Source organism: Microbacterium phycohabitans, from assembly GCF_032464935.1.
GTDB classification, from domain to species: domain Bacteria; phylum Actinomycetota; class Actinomycetes; order Actinomycetales; family Microbacteriaceae; genus Microbacterium; species Microbacterium phycohabitans.
On sequence record NZ_JAWDIT010000002.1, the window covers coordinates 897,762 to 915,735 of the forward strand.

At 70.0% G+C, this 17,974-nt stretch carries 16 protein-coding genes; 4 read left to right on the plus strand and 12 right to left on the minus strand.

The annotated features are described in order from the left end of the window. Window positions 1-63: 63 nt before the first annotated feature. From nhaA to RWH44_RS08580, 9 genes are all read right to left on the minus strand, one after another. Window positions 64-1,395, minus strand: a complete 1,332-nt coding sequence (gene nhaA, locus RWH44_RS08540; protein ID WP_316004248.1) for a Na+/H+ antiporter NhaA — start codon at window positions 1,393-1,395, stop codon at window positions 64-66. A 225-nt stretch (window positions 1,396-1,620) separates the two neighbouring features. After that, window positions 1,621-2,592, minus strand: a complete 972-nt coding sequence (locus RWH44_RS08545) for a glycoside hydrolase family protein (RefSeq protein ID WP_316004249.1) — start codon at window positions 2,590-2,592, stop codon at window positions 1,621-1,623. A 1-nt stretch (window position 2,593) separates the two neighbouring features. Next, window positions 2,594-3,532, minus strand: coding sequence for a carbohydrate kinase family protein (locus RWH44_RS08550; RefSeq protein WP_316004250.1), 939 nt, complete (start codon window positions 3,530-3,532; stop codon window positions 2,594-2,596). Next, a complete protein-coding gene (locus RWH44_RS08555) occupies window positions 3,529-4,491 on the minus strand; it encodes a carbohydrate ABC transporter permease (RefSeq protein WP_316004251.1) in 963 nt (320 codons plus the stop codon). The genes RWH44_RS08550 and RWH44_RS08555 overlap by 4 nt, the downstream gene beginning before the upstream one ends. 1 nt (window position 4,492) lies before the next feature. Then, a complete protein-coding gene (locus RWH44_RS08560) occupies window positions 4,493-5,434 on the minus strand; it encodes a carbohydrate ABC transporter permease (RefSeq protein WP_316004252.1) in 942 nt (313 codons plus the stop codon). A gap of 63 nt (window positions 5,435-5,497) precedes the next feature. Continuing rightward, window positions 5,498-6,790, minus strand: coding sequence for a sugar ABC transporter substrate-binding protein (locus RWH44_RS08565; RefSeq protein WP_316004253.1), 1,293 nt, complete (start codon window positions 6,788-6,790; stop codon window positions 5,498-5,500). 62 nt (window positions 6,791-6,852) lie between these two features. Next, on the minus strand, window positions 6,853-7,902 hold the full coding sequence (locus RWH44_RS08570) for a LacI family DNA-binding transcriptional regulator (protein WP_316004254.1): 1,050 nt from the start codon (window positions 7,900-7,902) through the stop codon (window positions 6,853-6,855). 385 nt (window positions 7,903-8,287) lie between these two features. After that, window positions 8,288-9,625, minus strand: a complete 1,338-nt coding sequence (locus tag RWH44_RS08575; protein WP_298870556.1) for a uracil-xanthine permease family protein — start codon at window positions 9,623-9,625, stop codon at window positions 8,288-8,290. 158 nt (window positions 9,626-9,783) lie between these two features. Further along, complete coding sequence (locus RWH44_RS08580) at window positions 9,784-10,716, minus strand: phosphoribosylaminoimidazolesuccinocarboxamide synthase (protein ID WP_316004255.1); 933 nt, start codon at window positions 10,714-10,716, stop codon at window positions 9,784-9,786. A 111-nt stretch (window positions 10,717-10,827) separates the two neighbouring features. On the opposite strand from RWH44_RS08580, the gene RWH44_RS08585 reads away from it, so the two are divergent. From RWH44_RS08585 to RWH44_RS08595, 3 genes are all read left to right on the plus strand, one after another. Then, on the plus strand, window positions 10,828-12,594 hold the full coding sequence (locus RWH44_RS08585) for a BCCT family transporter (protein WP_316004256.1): 1,767 nt from the start codon (window positions 10,828-10,830) through the stop codon (window positions 12,592-12,594). A gap of 254 nt (window positions 12,595-12,848) precedes the next feature. Next, complete coding sequence (locus RWH44_RS08590; RefSeq protein WP_316004257.1) at window positions 12,849-13,472, plus strand: PadR family transcriptional regulator; 624 nt, start codon at window positions 12,849-12,851, stop codon at window positions 13,470-13,472. Beyond that, the gene (locus RWH44_RS08595) at window positions 13,469-15,031 is read left to right on the plus strand and encodes an MFS transporter (protein ID WP_316004258.1); all 1,563 of its coding nucleotides are present in this window, start codon (window positions 13,469-13,471) and stop codon (window positions 15,029-15,031) included. Before RWH44_RS08590 ends, RWH44_RS08595 begins: the two co-directional genes overlap by 4 nt. 171 nt (window positions 15,032-15,202) lie before the next feature. On the opposite strand, the gene RWH44_RS08600 is transcribed toward RWH44_RS08595, so the two are convergent. Genes RWH44_RS08600 through purD form a run of 3 tightly spaced genes read right to left on the minus strand, consistent with a single transcriptional unit; the run spans window position 15,203 to window position 17,078 of the window. Beyond that, window positions 15,203-15,691, minus strand: a complete 489-nt coding sequence (locus tag RWH44_RS08600; protein ID WP_316004259.1) for a class I SAM-dependent methyltransferase — start codon at window positions 15,689-15,691, stop codon at window positions 15,203-15,205. Beyond that, window positions 15,622-15,795 (minus strand): hypothetical protein, encoded by a 174-nt coding sequence (locus RWH44_RS08605; protein WP_316004260.1) that lies wholly within the window; start codon window positions 15,793-15,795, stop codon window positions 15,622-15,624. Before RWH44_RS08605 ends, RWH44_RS08600 begins: the two co-directional genes overlap by 70 nt. An 11-nt stretch (window positions 15,796-15,806) precedes the next feature. Further along, a complete protein-coding gene (gene purD, locus RWH44_RS08610) occupies window positions 15,807-17,078 on the minus strand; it encodes a phosphoribosylamine--glycine ligase (RefSeq protein ID WP_316004261.1) in 1,272 nt (423 codons plus the stop codon). A 460-nt stretch (window positions 17,079-17,538) separates the two neighbouring features. Between purD and RWH44_RS08615 the strand changes: the two genes are divergently transcribed. Further along, window positions 17,539-17,895: a sterol carrier family protein gene (locus RWH44_RS08615; protein ID WP_316004262.1), complete on the plus strand. Its 357-nt coding sequence runs from the start codon at window positions 17,539-17,541 to the stop codon at window positions 17,893-17,895. The last annotated feature ends 79 nt before the right edge of the window (window positions 17,896-17,974 follow it).

Sequence of the window (17,974 nt, forward strand, 5' to 3'; positions counted from 1 at the left end):
CGGTCCGCTCTCGATGCGTGTGCGTTCGGGGGCCGCCCGCGCGTCGCCTCGGGGCGGAGGAGGTCAGCGCCGCGGCGACTCCGGCTGCTGGTACACGTCGGGGACGTCGTCGCCGTCGGCATCCACCTCTTCGGCGAGAGCCAGCTGCTTGTAACGGCGGTTCCGTACGAGCAGCACGGCCGAGGCGAAGACGGATGCCAGCAGGGAGGCCGCCATGATCGCGATCTTCGCGTCGTCGGTGTGCGGGGAGCCGGCCGGGAAGCTGAGCTCCGCGATCAGCAGTGACACCGTGAACCCGATGCCGGCGAGCAGACCGACGCCGGCGAGGTCGATCCATTTCAGCGCCGGGTCGAGGCGCACCTTCGTCACGAGGGTGAGCAGGCGCACGCCCAGCAGGATGCCGAGGGGCTTGCCCAGCACGAGACCGGCGACGACGCCGATGGTGACCGGGTCGGTCAGCGCGCGCACGACGCCCTCGCCGCCGCCCACGGCGACACCGGCGGCGAAGAACGCGAAGATCGGCACGGCGATGCCGCTCGAGAGCGGGCGGAAGCGGTGTTCGAACTGCTCGGCCAGGTCCATGCCGTGGTGGTCGGGCTGGCGGCGCGAGGCCGCCACGGGAATCGTGAACGCCAGGGCGACACCGGCGATCGTGGCGTGCACGCCCGAGGCGTGGAGGAACGCCCAGGCGGCGAATCCGATCGGCAGCAGCACGACCCACGCGCCCCACGCGTTGCGCGAGAACCACGCGCGCGCGCGGTGCGCGATGACGCCGTAGACCACGACGAGCGCGGCGAACACGGCGAGAGGGATCAGCGCGATGTCGGTCGTGTAGAAGATGGCGATGATCGCGATCGCGATGAGGTCGTCGACGACCGCGAGCGTCAGCAGGAAGATGCGCAGCGGCCCGGGCAGGTGCGAGCCGACGAGAGCGAGGACGGCCACGGCGAAGGCGATGTCGGTGGCCGTGGGGATCGCCCACCCCGCCAGGAGGCTCGGCTGCGTGTGCACGATGGCGACGTAGATGAGGGCGGGCACGGCCACACCGGCGAACGCCGCGGTCACGGGGACGATGGCGGTGCCGAAGCGACGGAGACTGCCGGAGACGATCTCGCGCTTGAGCTCGAGGCCCACCATGAAGAAGAAGATCGCCAGGAGGCCGTCGGCCGCCCAGGATCCGACGCTGAGCTCGAGGTGCCACGGCTCGTATCCGAAGCGGAAGTCGCGCAGCGCGAAGTAGGCGTCGGCGGCGGGGGAGTTGGCCCAGATGATCGCGATGATCGCGGCGACCACGAGCAGCATCCCGCCGACGGACTCGCGGCGCAGCAACGTGGTCACGCGGTGGACTTCGCGGTAGCCCGGCCAGCTCGGCGCGCGCGTGTGGGTCTCGGTCATGGGGAGTATCCCTTCCGGGGTCGATCGACAGATCGTCGACCAGACTTCCCGACACGCCTCCACCAGTTTACCGGAGGCCGCCTGGGGGACTTCCGAGGGTATGCTGCCGCCCCGGATCCCGCGTTCGTGCCGAGCGCGCACAGTGCAATGCTGCAGCCGCGTGTGCGCTCGACACGAACGGGTGATCTCGGGCCCGGGATGCCGCGAGTCCACCTGCGCGGCGGATCAGGCCGACACAGCCGCCGGCTGCTTCAGGATCAGGCGATCGCCGTTCCAGCCGACCGGCATCGGGTCGGTGATGCCGCCCACGAAAGCCCCGTCGGGGCCGACGTTGCGGAAAGCGAGCAGCTGCCACCGGCCGTCGCGGTCCTGGATCAAGCGACCGACGTAGAGGTCGTCGTCGGTGAGGGGCGTCGCGGTCGAGATGTCGAACGGGCCGAGGACGCTGTCGGCGGCGACCGCCCACACCGCACCGCGCGGGTGGCGCTCGCGCACAGCACCCATCGCCTGGGCGGGCATGCACGAGAACAGCAGCACCGCGCGGCCGTCGACTTCTTCGACCTGGGTCACTTCGAGCTGCCCGAAGCCCTTGTCGCTGGGCTCGCTGACAGGGGCCTGGAGCGTCCACGTCTCGAGATCGGGCGAAGTCGCGTGGGCGACGACGCCGCTGCCGTTGAGCGGTCCCCGAGGCGCCCGGGCCGTGACGTACATGTGCCAGCCGCGGCCGGACGGGTCGGCGAAGACCCATGGGTCGCGGAAGGCTTCGTCGTGCCACTCGGTGGTGGCGAGGCGTTCGTAGGTGTGTCCGTCGGCCTCCAGGACCGGGTTGGTCGGGTTCTTGTGCCAGGTGAAGAGGTCGTCGCTGGTCGCGTAGCCGATGCGTTGCACGTTGCGTCCGTCGTCGCCGAGGCGCGAGCCCGTGTAGAAGAGGAACCAGGTGCCGTCCTCGCGGCGCACGGTCGAGCCGGTCCACGTGGCGAGGGCGTCGAAGTCGTCAGCCCCGCCGCGCACGAGGGCGTCGGCGACGCGGTCCCACGACACGAGGTCGGTCGACACGGCGTGGCCCACCGAGGCGCGGTAGTGACGATCCTCCGGGTCGTGCAGCGCGCGCGAGGCGTAAAGGAAGAACAGGTGGTAGCGGTCACCGTCGTCGGCGAACCAGAAATCCCACACGTAGGAATCGGCGAGATCGAACACGTCAGGCACTCTCTTTCAGCACAGCGGACTGCTGCAGGTCTTCTCGGGTCGGGGGGTCCATGCCCTCTCGCCCGACCGTGATCGCCGCGGCGGCCGCGGCGCGTCGGAGGAGGGGAGGCAGGGTCTTAGCGTCCAGTCCGCGGACGCTCTCGCGCAGCGCGGAGGTGTCGCCGGGGATGTTCAGGATGCCGTCGAGCAGCGTCCCCATGAAGGTGTCGCCGGCACCGACGGTGTCGACCACTCGCGTGGACACGGCGGGGATCTCGACGGTCGCGTGGGCGGTGACGCCGAGGGCACCGGCATCCCCGTCGGTGATGACGCCCAGACCGGCGCCCGACGCGACCCATTCGCGGGCCACGTCGGCGGCGGCGACGCCCGGATAGAGCCACTCGACGTCCTCGGCGCTGGCCTTCACGATGTCGCTCAGGATGACGAGCGCCTCGACGCGGGCGCGGGCGTCGTCGACACCACCGGTGAGAGCGGGGCGGATGTTCGGGTCGTAGCTGACCAGCCCCGTTTCGCGAGCACGCTCGGCGGCCGCACGCACCTCGTCGGCGCCGGGCGCGAGGGTTGCGGCGACCGAACCGGTGTGGAAGATCCGGGCGACCGGGATCTCGAAGCGCGGGGGCAGCGTCCAGTCGATGTCGAAGTCGTAGGTCGCGTTGCCGCGCTCGTCGATCACGACGTGGGCGGTGGCGGTGCGCTCGGGCGACCCCGCGGTTCGAAGATCGACCCCGGATGCCGAGAGCCACGCATTCAGGGCGCGCCCGCGCTCGTCGTCGGCGACGCGGGCCATGAGTGCGGCGTCGCGCCCCAATCGCCCGAGGGCGACGGCGACGTTGGCCGGGCTTCCGCCGGGGCGCTCGGCCGCCCCGGCGGAAGTGGTGACGATGTCGATGAGTGCTTCTCCGAGCACGACGACATCGAGCGGACGGCTCATCCCTTGACCCCGGAGGCGGCGATGCTGCTGACGAACGCGCGCTGGAAGACCAGGAACACGATCAGCACGGGCAAGGTGATGAGGGAGGTGTAGGCCATGACCTCGCCCCACGCGGTGTTGAGCTGGAAGAAGTACTGCATACCGACCATGACCGGGCGCAGTTCCTCCTTCTGCACCACCATGAGCGGCCACAGGTACTGGTTCCATGCCGGCAGGAAGGTCAGGATCGCTACCGTCGCGAACGCCGGTCCCGACAGGGGCACGATGATGCGGCGGTAGATGGTGAACCAGCTCGCCCCGTCGATGCGGGCGGCCTCGTCGAGGGACTGCGGGATCGTCGAGAAATACTGAGCGAACAAGAAGATCGAGAAGGCGTTCGCGATGAACGGCACGATCTGCACCTCGTAGGTGTTCAGCCAGCCGAAGTCGTACTTCAGCACGCCGCCCTCCATGACGAGGGTGGGCAGCTGGTTGACCCAGTAGACCATCGGCACGGCGATCGTCTCGAAGGGGACGATGAGCGTCGCGATGATGAGCGCGAGCACGACGACCCGGCCCTTCCACCGCAAACGGGACAGTGCGAATCCGGCGAGCGAGTTCACGATCAGGCCGAGTCCCACGGTGAGCACCGTCACGAGGATCGAATTGAACAGGAACTGCGCGACCGGTACGCGGTCGAAGACGCCGAAGTAGTTGTCGAGGCTGATCTCGCCGGTGGGCAGGAACGCCGCGGGGGAGTTGATGTCGCGAAGGATCTGCGCGTCGGGCTTCAGGCTCGAGACGAACATGAACACCAGCGGGAAGAGGAAGAACACCGCGAGAATCGACATCGACACGTAGGTGAGGATGCGGCCGTTGCGCCCCTCCGACGAGCGGGTGCGGGTGCGGGTGGGCGGGGACTGACGCGCGGGGCGCGAGGCGCGGGCGGCGCCGCCGGGGCGCTCGAGGGTGCTGGTCATGTCAGTTCTTCTCTCGGGTCAACCAACGCTGGATGAGCGCGATGATGAGCACGGCGACGAAGAACAGCAGTGAGATGGAGGCCGCGTAGCCGATCTCCTGCTGTTCGTACCCCTTGCGCACGGCATGGAACACGACGGTCGACGTCGAGTTGAGGGGACCGCCCTGCGTCATCACGTCGACCTGCACGAACAGGCCGAGAGCGGCGATGGTGATGGTGACGAGGACGAACACCATCGTCGGGCGCAGGCCCGGCCAGGTGACATTGGTGAACTGGCGCCAGCGGCTCGCGCCGTCCATGCGGGCGGCTTCATACAGCTCCTCCGGGATGGTCTGCAACCCCGCGAGCCAGATGATCATGTGGAAGCCGACGGCCTGCCAGATCGACAGCACGATGATCGCGCCGAGCGCCGTGCTCGGATCGTTCAGCCAATCGGCGCCCTTCAACGCCCCGAAGGTGAGCGTGTCGATCATCGAATTGATGAGGCCGTCACTCTGATACATGAATCGCCACAAAATCGACACGACGACGATCGAGGTGACGACGGGAATGAAGAAGACGACGCGGAAGAAGGTCGTGCCGCGAAGGCGCTGGTTCACCAGCACCGCGAGAAGCAGACCGAGACCGGCCTGGACCGGGACGACGACCAGCGCGAACAGGAAGGTGTTCAGCGCCGACTGCAGGAACACGGGGTCCGCGGTGAAGGCCCGGAAGAAATTGTCGAGCCCGACGAAGCGCGGTGGGTTGGGCGAGATCAGGCGGGCGTTGGTGAACGACAGCGTGAAGGCCAGCAGGACGGGGACGATGAGGAAGAGCAGGAGCAGGAGGGCGGCCGGGGCCATCATCGCCAGGCCCGCCCACGTTTCGCGTCCCCGGGAGGAGCGGAAACGGCTGAGGGATCGGCGCGGCTGCTTCGCCGCGGCGACCGGAGGAGACACGGTCATCAGGTTCTTCTTTCGCGGGGCGCGGTGGGGGCCCGAGGCGGACCCCCACCGCTGGTCGCGGCGTTACTTCGCGCCGTAGCCGTCGTTGGACTCGATGTTGGTGTCGATCTCGGTGACCGCGGCATCCAGAGCCGACTGCACATCGGCGCCATTCATGATGTCCTTGGCCGCCGTCTCGAACGTGGTCGAGATCACCGCGTAGGCGGGGGTCTCGGGCCGCAGCACGGCGTACTCTTTCGAGAACTCCGCGAACGGACGCAGAGCGCCGTCGGTGGAGTTGAAGTACTTCGACGCCTCGGTGGCCGCCTCGGTGGCGGGGATCACCAGCTGCTCGTCGGCGAACTGGGTGATGTATTCGTCGTTGAAGCTGAACTCCAGGTACTCGCGCGCACCCTCGGGATCGCTGCACGAGGCCGAGATGCCCCATTGCCACGAGCCGCCGCCGATCTTGGAGCCGTTGCCGAGGTCCGGCGGCGGGAGGATCAGGAGATCATCGCCGACGGCATCCACCGCGGCCAGGCCGTTCCACACACCGGTGTAGCTGAGCGCGACCTTTCCGTCGACGAACTCCTGGTTGCCCACAGTGCCGCCGCTGTTCGCGTATCCCTTCGTGAAGAGGTCCTGGAACCAGGTGCCCCACTTCACGGCGTCGGGCCCGTTGAGGGCACCGTCGGCGGAGAGCATCGTGTCGCGGTCGATCAGGTCTCCGCCGAAGCTCTGCAGGAAGGGGGAGTAGGCGTAGGGCCACCACTCGCCCTTGTCCTCGGCGCCGAGGTCGATGGGCGTCTCGTAGCCGGCGGCCTTGAGGGTCGCGAGAGCGGCGTCGAACTCCGCTTCGGTCCAGGGCTGCTCGATCGATGGGATGCGGATGCCGTTGGCATCCAGCACCGACTTGCGCGCGAAGATGCCGAGGGCGGCGTCCCAGTATCCGGCGGAGTAGATCTCGTCGTTGTACTTTCCGACCGCGGTGGGAAGCAGCTTGTCGGTGATGTCGCTCGAGATGTTCAGGGGCTGCAGGTAGTTCGCCCACGCCCAGTTCGGCATGATGGGGCCGTCGAGGTCGAGCAGGCAGGGAAGGTCGCCCGAGGCAGCCGCCGCGACGATCGCGTCGTTGTATGCGCCCTGCGGGAACGACTCGGTCTTGACCTCGTACTTCTCCTGCGAGGCGTTGAAGTCGCTGATGATCTTCTCGTAGACGGCGAGCTCGGCGGGGTTTCCGGCCGAGTGGGTCCACATGGTCAGGACGGTGCGACCGTCTTCGGTCGTCGCGCTGCCCTGGCCGGCCTGACCGCAGCCGGTCATGACCAGCGCGGCAGCGACGCCCATCGCGGCGAGCGGGATGAAGGACTTCTTCATCGGGTTCCTTTCGGTGTACGACGACATCGCTGTCGTCATCGTGAGGGGACGCCGGGGTGGCGTCAGTCCGCGACCCGGGGGTCCCGCGCGCTGCCGAGGTGCGCGGGAGGGCCGACGGAAGCCCGACGGACGATCGGGCAGTCCATGAGGTGGGGGGATTCGGTGTCCGTTTCGCGGAGGCCGAGGGCGACCTCCATCGCCCAGCGGCCCATGGCCGTGTGGGGGAGCGAGACGGTGGTCAGGGGCGGATCGAGCTCCGACGCGACGAGCTGCTGATCGTCGTAGCCGACGATGGACAGGTCTTCGGGGATCCGGATGCCGTGTCGGTGCGCCCACGTCACGACTCCGGCCGCGATGCGGTCGTTGTAGGCGAAGACTCCAGTCGGGCGCTGTGCGGGCTCGAGCGCGAACAGCTCGGCGGCGGCCTGCTGCCCGCCTGCGGCCGAGGTCGGTGAGAAGACGTGGAGGGCGGGGTCGGGGTCGATGCCGGACTCGGCGAGCACGTCGAGGTAGCCGCGCAGGCGGAGTTCGGCGGCCACGGGACGGTCTTCGTCGTTGTCGATGTAGGCGATCCGGCGGTGTCCGGCGTCGACGAGCTCCTGAGTGGCGACTCGGCCGCCGGAGTAATCATCGGGCACCACGGCGGGATAGCCGCCGTCCTCGGGGCGGCAGTCGAGGAACACCGTGCCGGCGGGAAGGCCCGCGGGCGCCGGGATGACCCGGTGGTACATCGAGGCGTAGACCATGCCGTCGACGCGGTGGTTGACCAGGGTCGAGATGGCGTCGGACTCGATCTCAGGGTGGCCATCGGTGTCGACGAGGATGACGAGTCGGCCGTTCTCGCGAGCGACCTCCTGCGCGCCGGCGAGCATGCGGCCGGCGAACGGGGTGGTGGCGATGCGATCGGAGACGAGGCCGATCGTGCCGGTGACGCGGGTGCGCAGACTCCGGGCGATCGGGTTGGGCGAGTAGCCCACCTCGTGGGCGACGCGGCGGACCCGCTCCTTTGTGTCGTCGGAGATGCGCGACTCGGCGTCGTTGAGCACGAGCGAGACGGTGGCGGGGGAGACTCCGGCCGCCTTGGCGACATCGGCGAGACGAACTCGGGTCATCTCTTCATCCTCCCTTGGATAATCGATTTATCTCGCTGATAAACCGATTTATCAGCGACCGAGATCAGTGTGCGGGGTAGGGCGTCATCGTGTCAAGTAACGGTGACGTAACGGGGCTGCGTCCCGGCATCCATCGCCCCTCGAAATCGCGTGATCGCGACGAGACCGCACGCCCGGGTTGTGCAGCATCGCGTGCACTCGCCCGGGGCGTGTGATCTCACGCACCGAATACCGCCGCGGCGGCCGTCGCCGGTGGCGGCAGGCTGACCGGTGGGCCGGTGCGCGATCACACGATGACGACGAACGCACACGCTCCGAAGCTGCGGGAACGTGTGCGTTCGAGGCCAACGTGTGATCTCGGCGCGGCATACCGCGCCCGGCCGCGTCAGCTCGGGTCACCGCCCAGCGGGCCCACGGCGGGGATCGGGCCGCCGTCGTCGGCGCCGGTCTTGCGGGCGCGGGCGATGGCGTTGCCGAGGTGGTAGATCACCAGGGCGGCGACGGAGCCGAGCACGATCGCGCCGAGCTGGAAGTCGCCCCACTGCATCGTGAATCCGGCGATCGCGAGCACGAGAGCGACGGCGCCGGTGTACTGGTTGACCGGGCGCGAGAAGTCGACGCGGTTGTCGACCCAGATCTTGATGCCGATGATGCCGATCAGGCCGTAGAGCGCGGTGGTCACTCCGCCCAGCACGCCCGGCGGGATGGTGTTGAACACCGCGCCGACCTTGGGCGAGAGGCTCAGCACGATCGCGGTGAGACCGGCGACCCAGTACACGGCCGTCGAGTAGACGCGGGTGGCGGCCATGACGCCGATGTTCTCGCCGTAGGTCGTCGTACCCGAGCCGCCGAACGTGCCGGCCAGGGTCGTGGCCACACCGTCGGCGATGAGGGCGCGACCGGTGGAGCGGTTTGCCGTGGCATCCGTCATCGCGGCCACGCCGCGAACGTGACCGACGTTCTCGGCCACGAGCACCAACACGACGGGCAGGAACATCGCGATGACCGACCACGTCGCGGGAGAGGCGAAGTCGGCGATCTGGAAGGTCGGCAGGCCCACCCACGGCGCCTGCTCGACGACGGAGAAGTCGATGAGGATCTCGCCCGTGGTCAGCTGGATGATCACCGTGGCCACGTAGCCGACGATCACGCCGAGGAAGATCGAGATGCGTCCGAGGAAGCCGCGGAAGAGCACGCTGAACAGGATCACCGCGACGAGGGTGATCGTGCCGGGCAGCGGCTGCACTTGGAAGTTCGACCACGCGACGGGTGCGAGGTTGAATCCGATCAGCGCGACGATGGCCCCCGCCACGACGGGCGGCATGACCTTGTCGACCCACCCGAGGCCGACGAACTGCACCACGAAGCCGATCGCGGCGAGCAGGACGCCGACGGCCACGATGCCCGCGAGGGCGGAGCCGGTGCCGGCGGTGGTCGTGGCGGCCGTGATGGGTGCGATGAACGCGAACGACGAGCCCAGGTAGCTGGGGAGGCGGTTCTTCGTGACGAGCAGGAACAGCAGGGTGCCCACACCCGAGAACAGCAGCGTCGTCGACACCGGGAAGCCGGTGAGCACGGGGACGAGGAACGTCGCGCCGAACATCGCGATGACGTGCTGGAGTCCGATCGCGATCGTCGCCCCCCAGTTCAGTCGCTCGCCCGGGGCGACGACGGCTCCGGGCGCGACGGTGCGGCCGTCGCCGTGCAGCTTCCAGCGGAACATGGTTCTCCTTGCGGGGGTGTGGTCGGGGGCCCTTCGACAGGCTCAGGGGCCGGTGCTCGGCCTCGTCGGTCGATGTCGACGCGGTGGCCGAGCCTGTCGGAGCGATGGCCGATCCTGTCGGCGCGGTGGCTGAGCCTGTCGAAGCCTCCGCGGGCGGATCAGGATGCCGTGAGCAGGCCGAGCAGCGTCGCGTAGCGGTCGCGGGTGCGCTCGACGATCTCGGCGGGGAGGGCGGGAGGATCGCCCTGCTTGTCCCAGTTCTCGGACAGCCAGTTGCGCACGATCTGCTTGTCGAAGCTCGCCATGCGCTCGGCCGGGGTGGACCCGGTGCGCCAGGCCTCGGCATCCCAGTAGCGCGATGAATCGGAGGTGAGCACCTCGTCGGCGAGCGTGAGCACGCCCTCGGCGTCGTAGCCGAACTCGAACTTCGTGTCGGCGAGGATGAGGCCGCGCGCCTCGGCGGTGGCCGCCGCGCGGCGGTAGATCTCGAGCGACAGGTCGCGCAGGGCGGCGGCGGTGTCGGCGCCGACGATCTCGACCGAGCGCTCGAAGGTGATGTTCTCGTCGTGCTCGCCCATGGGCGCTTTCCACGCCGGCGTGTAAAGCGGTTCCGGAAGGCGGTCGCCATCGTGCAGTCCCTCGGGAAGGGGGATGCCGCACACCGTGCCCTCCGCGCGGTACTCGGCCCAGCCCGAGCCGGTGAGATAGCCGCGCACGACGCACTCGATCGGTTGCATGTCGAGCGAGCGCACGAGCATCGCGCGCCCCTGCACGGCATCCGGGATCAGAGGTTTCGCCTCGTCGCCCTGGAGTGCGTGGTCGGCGGCGAGGTGGTTGGGGACCGAGCGGCCCCCGTCGGCGCCGGAGAGCTGGTCGAACCACCACAGACTGAGGGTGGTCAGCAGGACTCCCTTGTCGGGGATGCCGGGGGAGAGCACCTGGTCGAACGCGCTGACGCGGTCGCTCGCGACGACGAGGAGGTGCGCGGGGGTGGCGTCATCGGCGGTGTCGGCGGGGACGTAGAGGTCGCGCACCTTGCCGGAGTAGACGTGGCGCCAGCCGGCGAGCTCGAGGGGGGAGGCGGAGGTCACCCGCTCATTATTGCGGGTACGCGAGAGGCGCACTCACGCGAATTCTCGCACAACGACGTTCGCGGCGCCTGCCCCCCGGGAGTCGCGGGGGCTCTCACTACCCTCGGAGGAATGACCGATGACACCTCCGGACCCGCGGTAGCCATCGATCCTCACGCGGGCAGCCGGCACAAGACCATCCGCGGCTGGGTGTTCTGGCCCGCCGCCGTGATCGCGCTGGCGTTCATCGCCTTCGCGCTCTTCTTCCCCGCCGCGGCCGAGGCCACCTTCGATACCGTCCAGACGACCATCGTGTCGACGTTCAACTGGTACTACGTGCTGATCGCGGCGTTCTTCGTCGTGTTCGCCCTGGCGATGGGTTTCAGCCGGTTCGGCAACATCAAGCTCGGTCAGGACGACGACGAGCCGGAGTTCTCGACGATGTCGTGGTTCGCGCTGCTCTTCGCCGCCGGCATGGGCATCGGCCTGGTGTTCTACGGCGTGAGCGAGCCGCTCAGCCACTTCGTCTCGCCGCGCCCCGGTGTGACCGGCACTCCCGCTGAGCTCGCACAGCAGGCGATGTCGCAGACCTTCCTGCACTGGGGCGTGCACGCGTGGTCGATCTACGTGGTGCTGGGTCTCGCCCTCGCCTACGCCTTCCACCGTCGCAAGCGGCCGCGCACGATCCGCTGGGCGCTCGAGCCGATCCTCGGTGCGCGTCTCGTGCAGGGCGGCTGGGGCAACGCGGTCGACGTCGCGGCCCTCGTCGGCACGCTCTTCGGGGTGGCGACCTCGCTCGGACTCGGCGTCATCCAGATCAGCGCCGGCCTGGACTTCCTCGGGGTCGTCCCGCCCTCGATCATCAGCCAGGCCGTCATCATCGGCATCATCACCGGCTTGGTGCTCTTCTCCGTGCTGTCGGGCGTCGGCAAGGGCATGAAGTGGCTCTCGAACATCAACCTCGTGCTCGCCGGGGTTCTGATGCTCTTCCTGCTCTTCGTCGGTCCCACCGAGTTCCTCCTGCGCGACGTCGTGCAGTCGATCGGCAATTACATCCAGAGCTTCGTCGGCCTCTCGTTCACCGTCAGCGCGTACGCGGGCGACGACGGCGTCGCCTGGCAGGGTGCGTGGACGGCGTTCTACTGGGGCTGGTGGATCTCGTGGGCCCCCTTCGTCGGCATCTTCATCGCACGCATCTCGCGCGGTCGCACCGTGCGCGAGTTCGTCGTCGGTGTGATCCTGGTGCCCACGCTCGTCGGCATCCTGTGGTTCACCGTGCTCGGCGGTACCGCGATCTACGGCGAGCTGACCGGAACGGCCTCGTACACGGGTGCGGACGGGTCGGTCGACGTCTCGACGGCGCTGTTCCAGATGCTCGAGGGCGTGCCGGGCTCCGCGGTGCTGATCGTCGGATTCCTCATCCTCATCGCGGTGTTCTTCGTGACCTCCGCCGACTCCGGGGCGCTCGTGATGAGCATGATCGCCACCGGGGGCGAGGAGGAGCCCAAGAACTGGGTGCGCGTCTTCTTCGCGCTCGCCACCGCGGTGATCGCCTTCGCCCTGCTCATCGCGGGAGGCCTCACCGCCCTGCAGACCGCGGCGATCAGCATCGCGCTGCCGTTCAGCGTGGTGCTGCTCGCGATCTGCTGGGCGACGGTCGTGGCCTTCCGCCGCGAGATGAAGGCCTACGACAAGGCCGAGCGCGCTCAGTTGCGCGACTCGATCGGCAAGCACTACGGCCTCGAGGTCGAGGAGCCCAACCAGCGCGGCATCTTCGGCCTGCCCGCGCGGTGGCGCCGTCACCGGTCGGCCAGCGCTCCGGCCGGGACCCCCGCGGACGCGCCCGTCGCGGAGAAGGATGCCGCCGAGGCGGTGTCCGGCTCTCCCTCGTCGACTTGAGCCGAGTGCCCGTTCCGCGAAGACGCCGCCCCGGTCCGCCGGTGCGGCGTCTTCGTCATGAGGCGGCGTGACGCCGCGCGCAACCCCACCGGGCGCGGCATCCGTCCGGCGTTGACTGTCCCCGACATGCCGCGCTGCGCGCACCCCGCCGACGTGTCCGGGACACCCGACGTTCATCCGAGGGGTTCGTGGTCGCGGCGAAACGGGCGTATAGTCCATGTGGACTAGTCGACACGGACCATGAAGGGGGACGGATGCCGGAGACCAGCCGCCTCACCCCCGTGGGAGTGATGATCCTCGCGACGCTGCGCGAGGGCGACATGCACCCGTACGAGATGGTGCGCCTGCTCAAGGAGAGGCGCGACGACCGTCTCGTCCCTCTGCAGAAGGGCACGATCTACCACACGGTCGCCCGCCTCGAACGGGACGGCCTGCTCGCCGAGGTGGGCGTCGACCGCGAAGGCAACCGGCCCGAGCGCACGACCTACACACTCTTGGATGCCGGTCGCCACGCGGTGGAGGAGTGGGTGCGCGCCGAGCTTCCCCAGATCGAACGGGCGAACGACTTCCGGGTGGCCCTGTCGGAATCGCACAACCTCGACCGCGACGAGGTCATCGCTCTGCTCGACCGGCGCCGCGAGCTGCTCCTGGCCTCCGTGGAGGAGCACCGCACCGGCCTGTCCGCCTCGGCCGTCGCCGAGACCCCCGAGCAATTCCTGGTCGAGCTGCAGCGGCAGTCCGCTCTGCTGGACGCCGAACTCGCGTGGCAGGACTCCCTGCGTGCGCGCCTCGCCGATCGTTCCCTTCCGTGGGGCATCGCCGAAATCCCCGAACACATCAAGAAGAAGCACCGCGTCTCAAAGGAGACCACCCCATGACCGACTCCCGCGCCGCCTCCGCGGCATCCGCCCCCACCGGGTCGACCCGCACCACCGAACGCAGCCCCTGGCCCGCCCTCTGGGCGCTCGTCATCGGGTTCTTCATGATCCTGGTCGACACCACGATCGTGTCGGTCGCGAACCCCGCCATCAAGGCGGCCCTCGACCCGAACACCAACAACCTCGACAACGTGGTGTGGGTCACCAGCGCCTACCTGCTCACGTACGCCGTGCCGCTGCTGATCACCGGCCGCCTCGGCGACCGCTTCGGCCCGAAGAACGTCTACCTCACGGGCCTCGCGATCTTCACCCTCGCTTCGCTCGCCTGCGGTCTGGCCCCCTCGCTCGAGGTGCTCATCGCCGCTCGCGCCGTGCAGGGCCTGGGCGCCGCCCTCATGACCCCGCAGACGATGGCCGTCATCACCCGCACCTTCCCGCCGCAGAACCGCGGTGCGGCGATGGGCCTGTGGGGCGCCACCGCCGGTGTCGCGACCCTCGTCGGCCCGCTCGCGGGCGGTCTGCTCGTCGACGGCCTCGGCTGGGAGTGGATCTTCTTCATCAACATCCCCGTCGGCGTGATCGGCTTCATCGCCGCCGTGATCCTCGTGCCGCAGCTGCCGAAGACCGCGCACAAGTTCGACATCCTCGGGGTGGTCCTGAGCGCGGTCGGCCTCTTCCTCATCGTCTTCGGGCTGCAGGAGGGCGAGCACTACTCGTGGGCCACGTGGATCTGGGTCATGGTCGCCGCCGGCGTCGCGGTCATGGGCCTGTTCATCTGGACGCAGGCGCGCAGCAAGGGCGAACCCCTCGTGCCCCTCGACCTCTTCCGGGAGCGCAACTTCTCGGTCGCGAACCTCGCGATCGCCGCGGTGGGCTTCACCGTGACGAGCATGGCCCTGCCGCAGATGTTCTACCTGCAGCTCGCGCGCGGCCTCACCCCCACCGAGTCGGCTCTGCTGCTCATCCCGCTCGCGATCCTGTCGGGCGTGCTCGCCCCCTTCGCCGGGAAGCTGCTCGACCGCACCGACCCGCGCTTCCTGCTCGTGCCCGGTCTGCTCCTGGTGGGCGGATCGCTCGGAATCTACGTCGCGCTCATCCTGAACGATGCCCCCATCTGGGCGTTCCTCATCCCGTCGGCGCTCATGGGCGTCGGAAACGCCGGCATGTGGGGCCCGCTCGCCACGACCGCGACCCGCAACCTGCCGCCGCGTCAGGCCGGTGCCGGTGCGGGCATCTACAACACCACCCGCACCGTGGGTTCCGTGATCGGCTCGGCATCCATCGCCGCGTTCATGCAGGCGCGCCTCGAGGCGAACCTTCCCGGCGCGGCCGACGCCGACGCGAGCTTCGGCGGCGGAACCCTGCCGCCGCAGGTGGTCGAGGGCTTCTCCACCGCCATGGGCCAGTCGCTGGTGCTGCCGATCATCGTGATCGGTGTCGGCCTGATCGCCGTGCTGTTCATGCGTCGTCCGTCGGTGATCCGCCCGCACGGGGCGCCGCGTGATGCGGCCCCCGCACAGCAGGCCGCGCAGGCCGCTCCCGCTGCCGCGGGGGAGTAGGACCTGGACCCCGGACGCCGTCACCCCGCGCGGGTGGCGGCGTTCGGCGTCGGGTGCACCAGGACGGCACCGTCGATCAAGCCGCGGTACGTCTGCTGCCACGCGAGGGTCTGGACGCCGCCACGGCCGCGGCATCCTCGACGCGTACCCGCTCGATCGCGATCCCCGTCGTCATCGTCGCGTGCCGATGAGCGCCCCTACCGGACGTTCGCCTCCTGTCGCGCGCGTGTGCGTCTCGTCCACGCGGAAGCCAGCGACCTCCACCCGACGGGAGAGCTCGACGACGGGCCAGCGCCAGGCGCGGACGACGGCGTGGTCGAACGCCTCGATCTCGGGCCCGACGAAGAAGCCCAGGAGCAGGCTCCCTCCCGGACGCATTGTGCGCGCGAACTCGTCCAGCGGCGCCGAGATCGCCTCGGGCTCGTGGTGGACAGTCGAGAACCACGACAGGATGCCGCCGAACACGCCGTCGGCAGCGTCGAGCCGATCGATCGTGCCCACATCGAACCGGATGCCGGCATGCGCGACCCGCGCGTGCTCCACGAATCGCGGCGCGAAGTCGACTCCGCGCACGTCGAGGCCGAGGTCGGTCAGGTGCTGCGTCCAGTGGCCGGGGCCGCAGCCCGCGTCGAGCACCGGGCCCGCAAGCGCCGCGGCCACGCGTCGACGGTCGCCCGGTCGACCGGATGCACGGCATCCATCGACCCGAGTGCCGCGATGTAGTCGGCGGCGCGGGCGTCGTAGGCCGCGGCGGTCGAGGTCATCGTCCGGGGGCTCAGTCCTGCGCGACCCTCGCGGCGATGTCGGTGCGGAACTGTCCGCCCTCCAGCCCGATGCGCTCGAGACCCGCATAGGCCGCCTCGCGCGCCTCGGCGAAGGTGGTTCCGGTCGCGACCACGGACAGCACGCGTCCGCCCGTCGCGACCAACTCGCCGTCGCGGTCGGCGGTGGCGGCGTGGGCGACGTGCACGCCGTCGACCTCCTCGGCCTCGTCGACACCGGTCAGCACGCGTCCGGTGAGCGGTGCCTCGGGGTATCCCTCGCTCGCGAGCACGACGGTCACGGCGGTGGCCTCGGCGAACGCCGGGCGGGGCTCGTCCTCGAGCGTTCCCGAGGCGGCCGCGAGCAGCAGTCGCGACAGCGGGTCGACCAGGCGCGGCAGCACGACCTGCGTCTCCGGGTCGCCGAAGCGGGCGTTGAACTCGATGACCTTCACGCCCTGCTCGGTGAGGATGAGTCCGGCGTAGAGCAGCCCGATGAACGGGGTGCCCTCGGCATCCATCTGCCGGATCACGGGCTCGGCGATCACGCGCGTGACGTGATCGACGAAGGTGTCTTCGTCGCCGAAGCGCTCCGAGAGCCACGGCAGCGGCGAGTAGGCGCCCATGCCGCCGGTGTTGGGGCCCTCGTCGCCGTCGCGCAGGCGCTTGAAGTCCTGCGCGGGGCTGAGGGGCGCGACGTGGTCGCCGTCGCTGAGGAAGAACAGCGAGACCTCGGGGCCGGAGAGGAACTCCTCGATGAGCACGGCGCCGGTCGGCAGATACGTCTCGGCGTGGGCGATCGCCGCGTCGCGGTCGGAGGTCACGATCACGCCCTTGCCCGCAGCCAGACCGTCGGCCTTGACCACGTGGGGCGCGCCGTACTCGTCGAGGGCGGCGGTGACGGAGGCGAGGTCGTGCGCGCGCGCCGAGCGTCCGGTGGGCACGCCCGCGGCATCCATGATGCGCTTCGCATAGGTCTTCGACCCCTCGAGTTGGGCCGCCGCCTTGCCCGGACCGAAGACCGGGATGCCGTGCGCGCGCAGCGGATCGGCCACGCCCGCGACGAGCGGCGCCTCGGGGCCGACGACGACGAGGTCGATCGCCTCGTCCTTCGCGAAGGTCAGGACGGCGGTGGGGTCGAGGGGATCGAGGTCGACCAGGTGCGCCTCGCGCGCGATGCCGGCGTTGCCCGGCGCAGCGAAGATCGCGTGCGAGGCCTCCTCCGAGCGCAGGGCGAGGATGATGGCGTGCTCGCGCGCGCCCGAACCGAGGACCAGGATTCTCACCTGGCCAGCCTACCGAGCGGCGGGCGTCGGCTCCCGCGCGGGTTCACGGGACGTCGCTTCCGGTTCGCCGCGGGCTGGCGTCGGTTCGCCGCGGGCTGCCGTCGCGGGGTGCGGGCGCAGGCTCCGTGATGCGCGCAACCTCCGTGGGGAGGGGCGTCGGGGAGCTGAGAGTGTGCGCATTGCTGAGGTTGTGCGCGGGGTCCCCCGGGCCCGGCTGCCGCGGGCTGATCCCGGCCACCGGGGGCTGGCGTCGGGGGGGGGGGGCGCGGGCGCAGGCTCCGTGATGCGCGCAACCTCCGTGGGGAGGGGCGTCGGGGAGCTGAGGTTGTGCGCATTGCTGAGGTTGTGCGCGGAAACCCCTCGGAGCCGCCGCGTCCCGATCGCCGCAGCCCGTCGCGCCGCCCCCCGCCTGGGCCCCGGCCCTGCCGCGCGCCCACCGGCCCCGGGTACCGTGGATGCCATGCCTCCCCGCCGCATCGAGACCGGAGACGGACGCGAGGCGCTCGCCGCGGTCGCCGCCGGAGACGCCCCGCGCCCGGCGACCGCCACCGCGGTGCGCTACCTGCTGCAGCTCCTGGCCGAGAAGGCGCCGGGGAACTCGGTCGAGATGCGCGTGCCGCCCTTCGGCGCCGTGCAGGTGATCGAGGGCCCCCGCCACACGCGCGGCACCCCGCCCAACGTCGTCGAGACCGACGCCGCGACCTGGATCGCCGTCGCCACCGGCGAGGAGCACTGGGCGGATGCCGTGGCCGCCGGCCGCATCGTCGCCTCCGGCGTGCGCGCCGACCTGAGTGCGCTGCTCCCGCTGCGCCCGTAGGCCCCCGCCGCCCGCCTCACCGCCCCGCCGCCCGGCCCGGCCGGCCCGCGTCCCCGTCCCGCCCCGCCCGCCCCGCCGC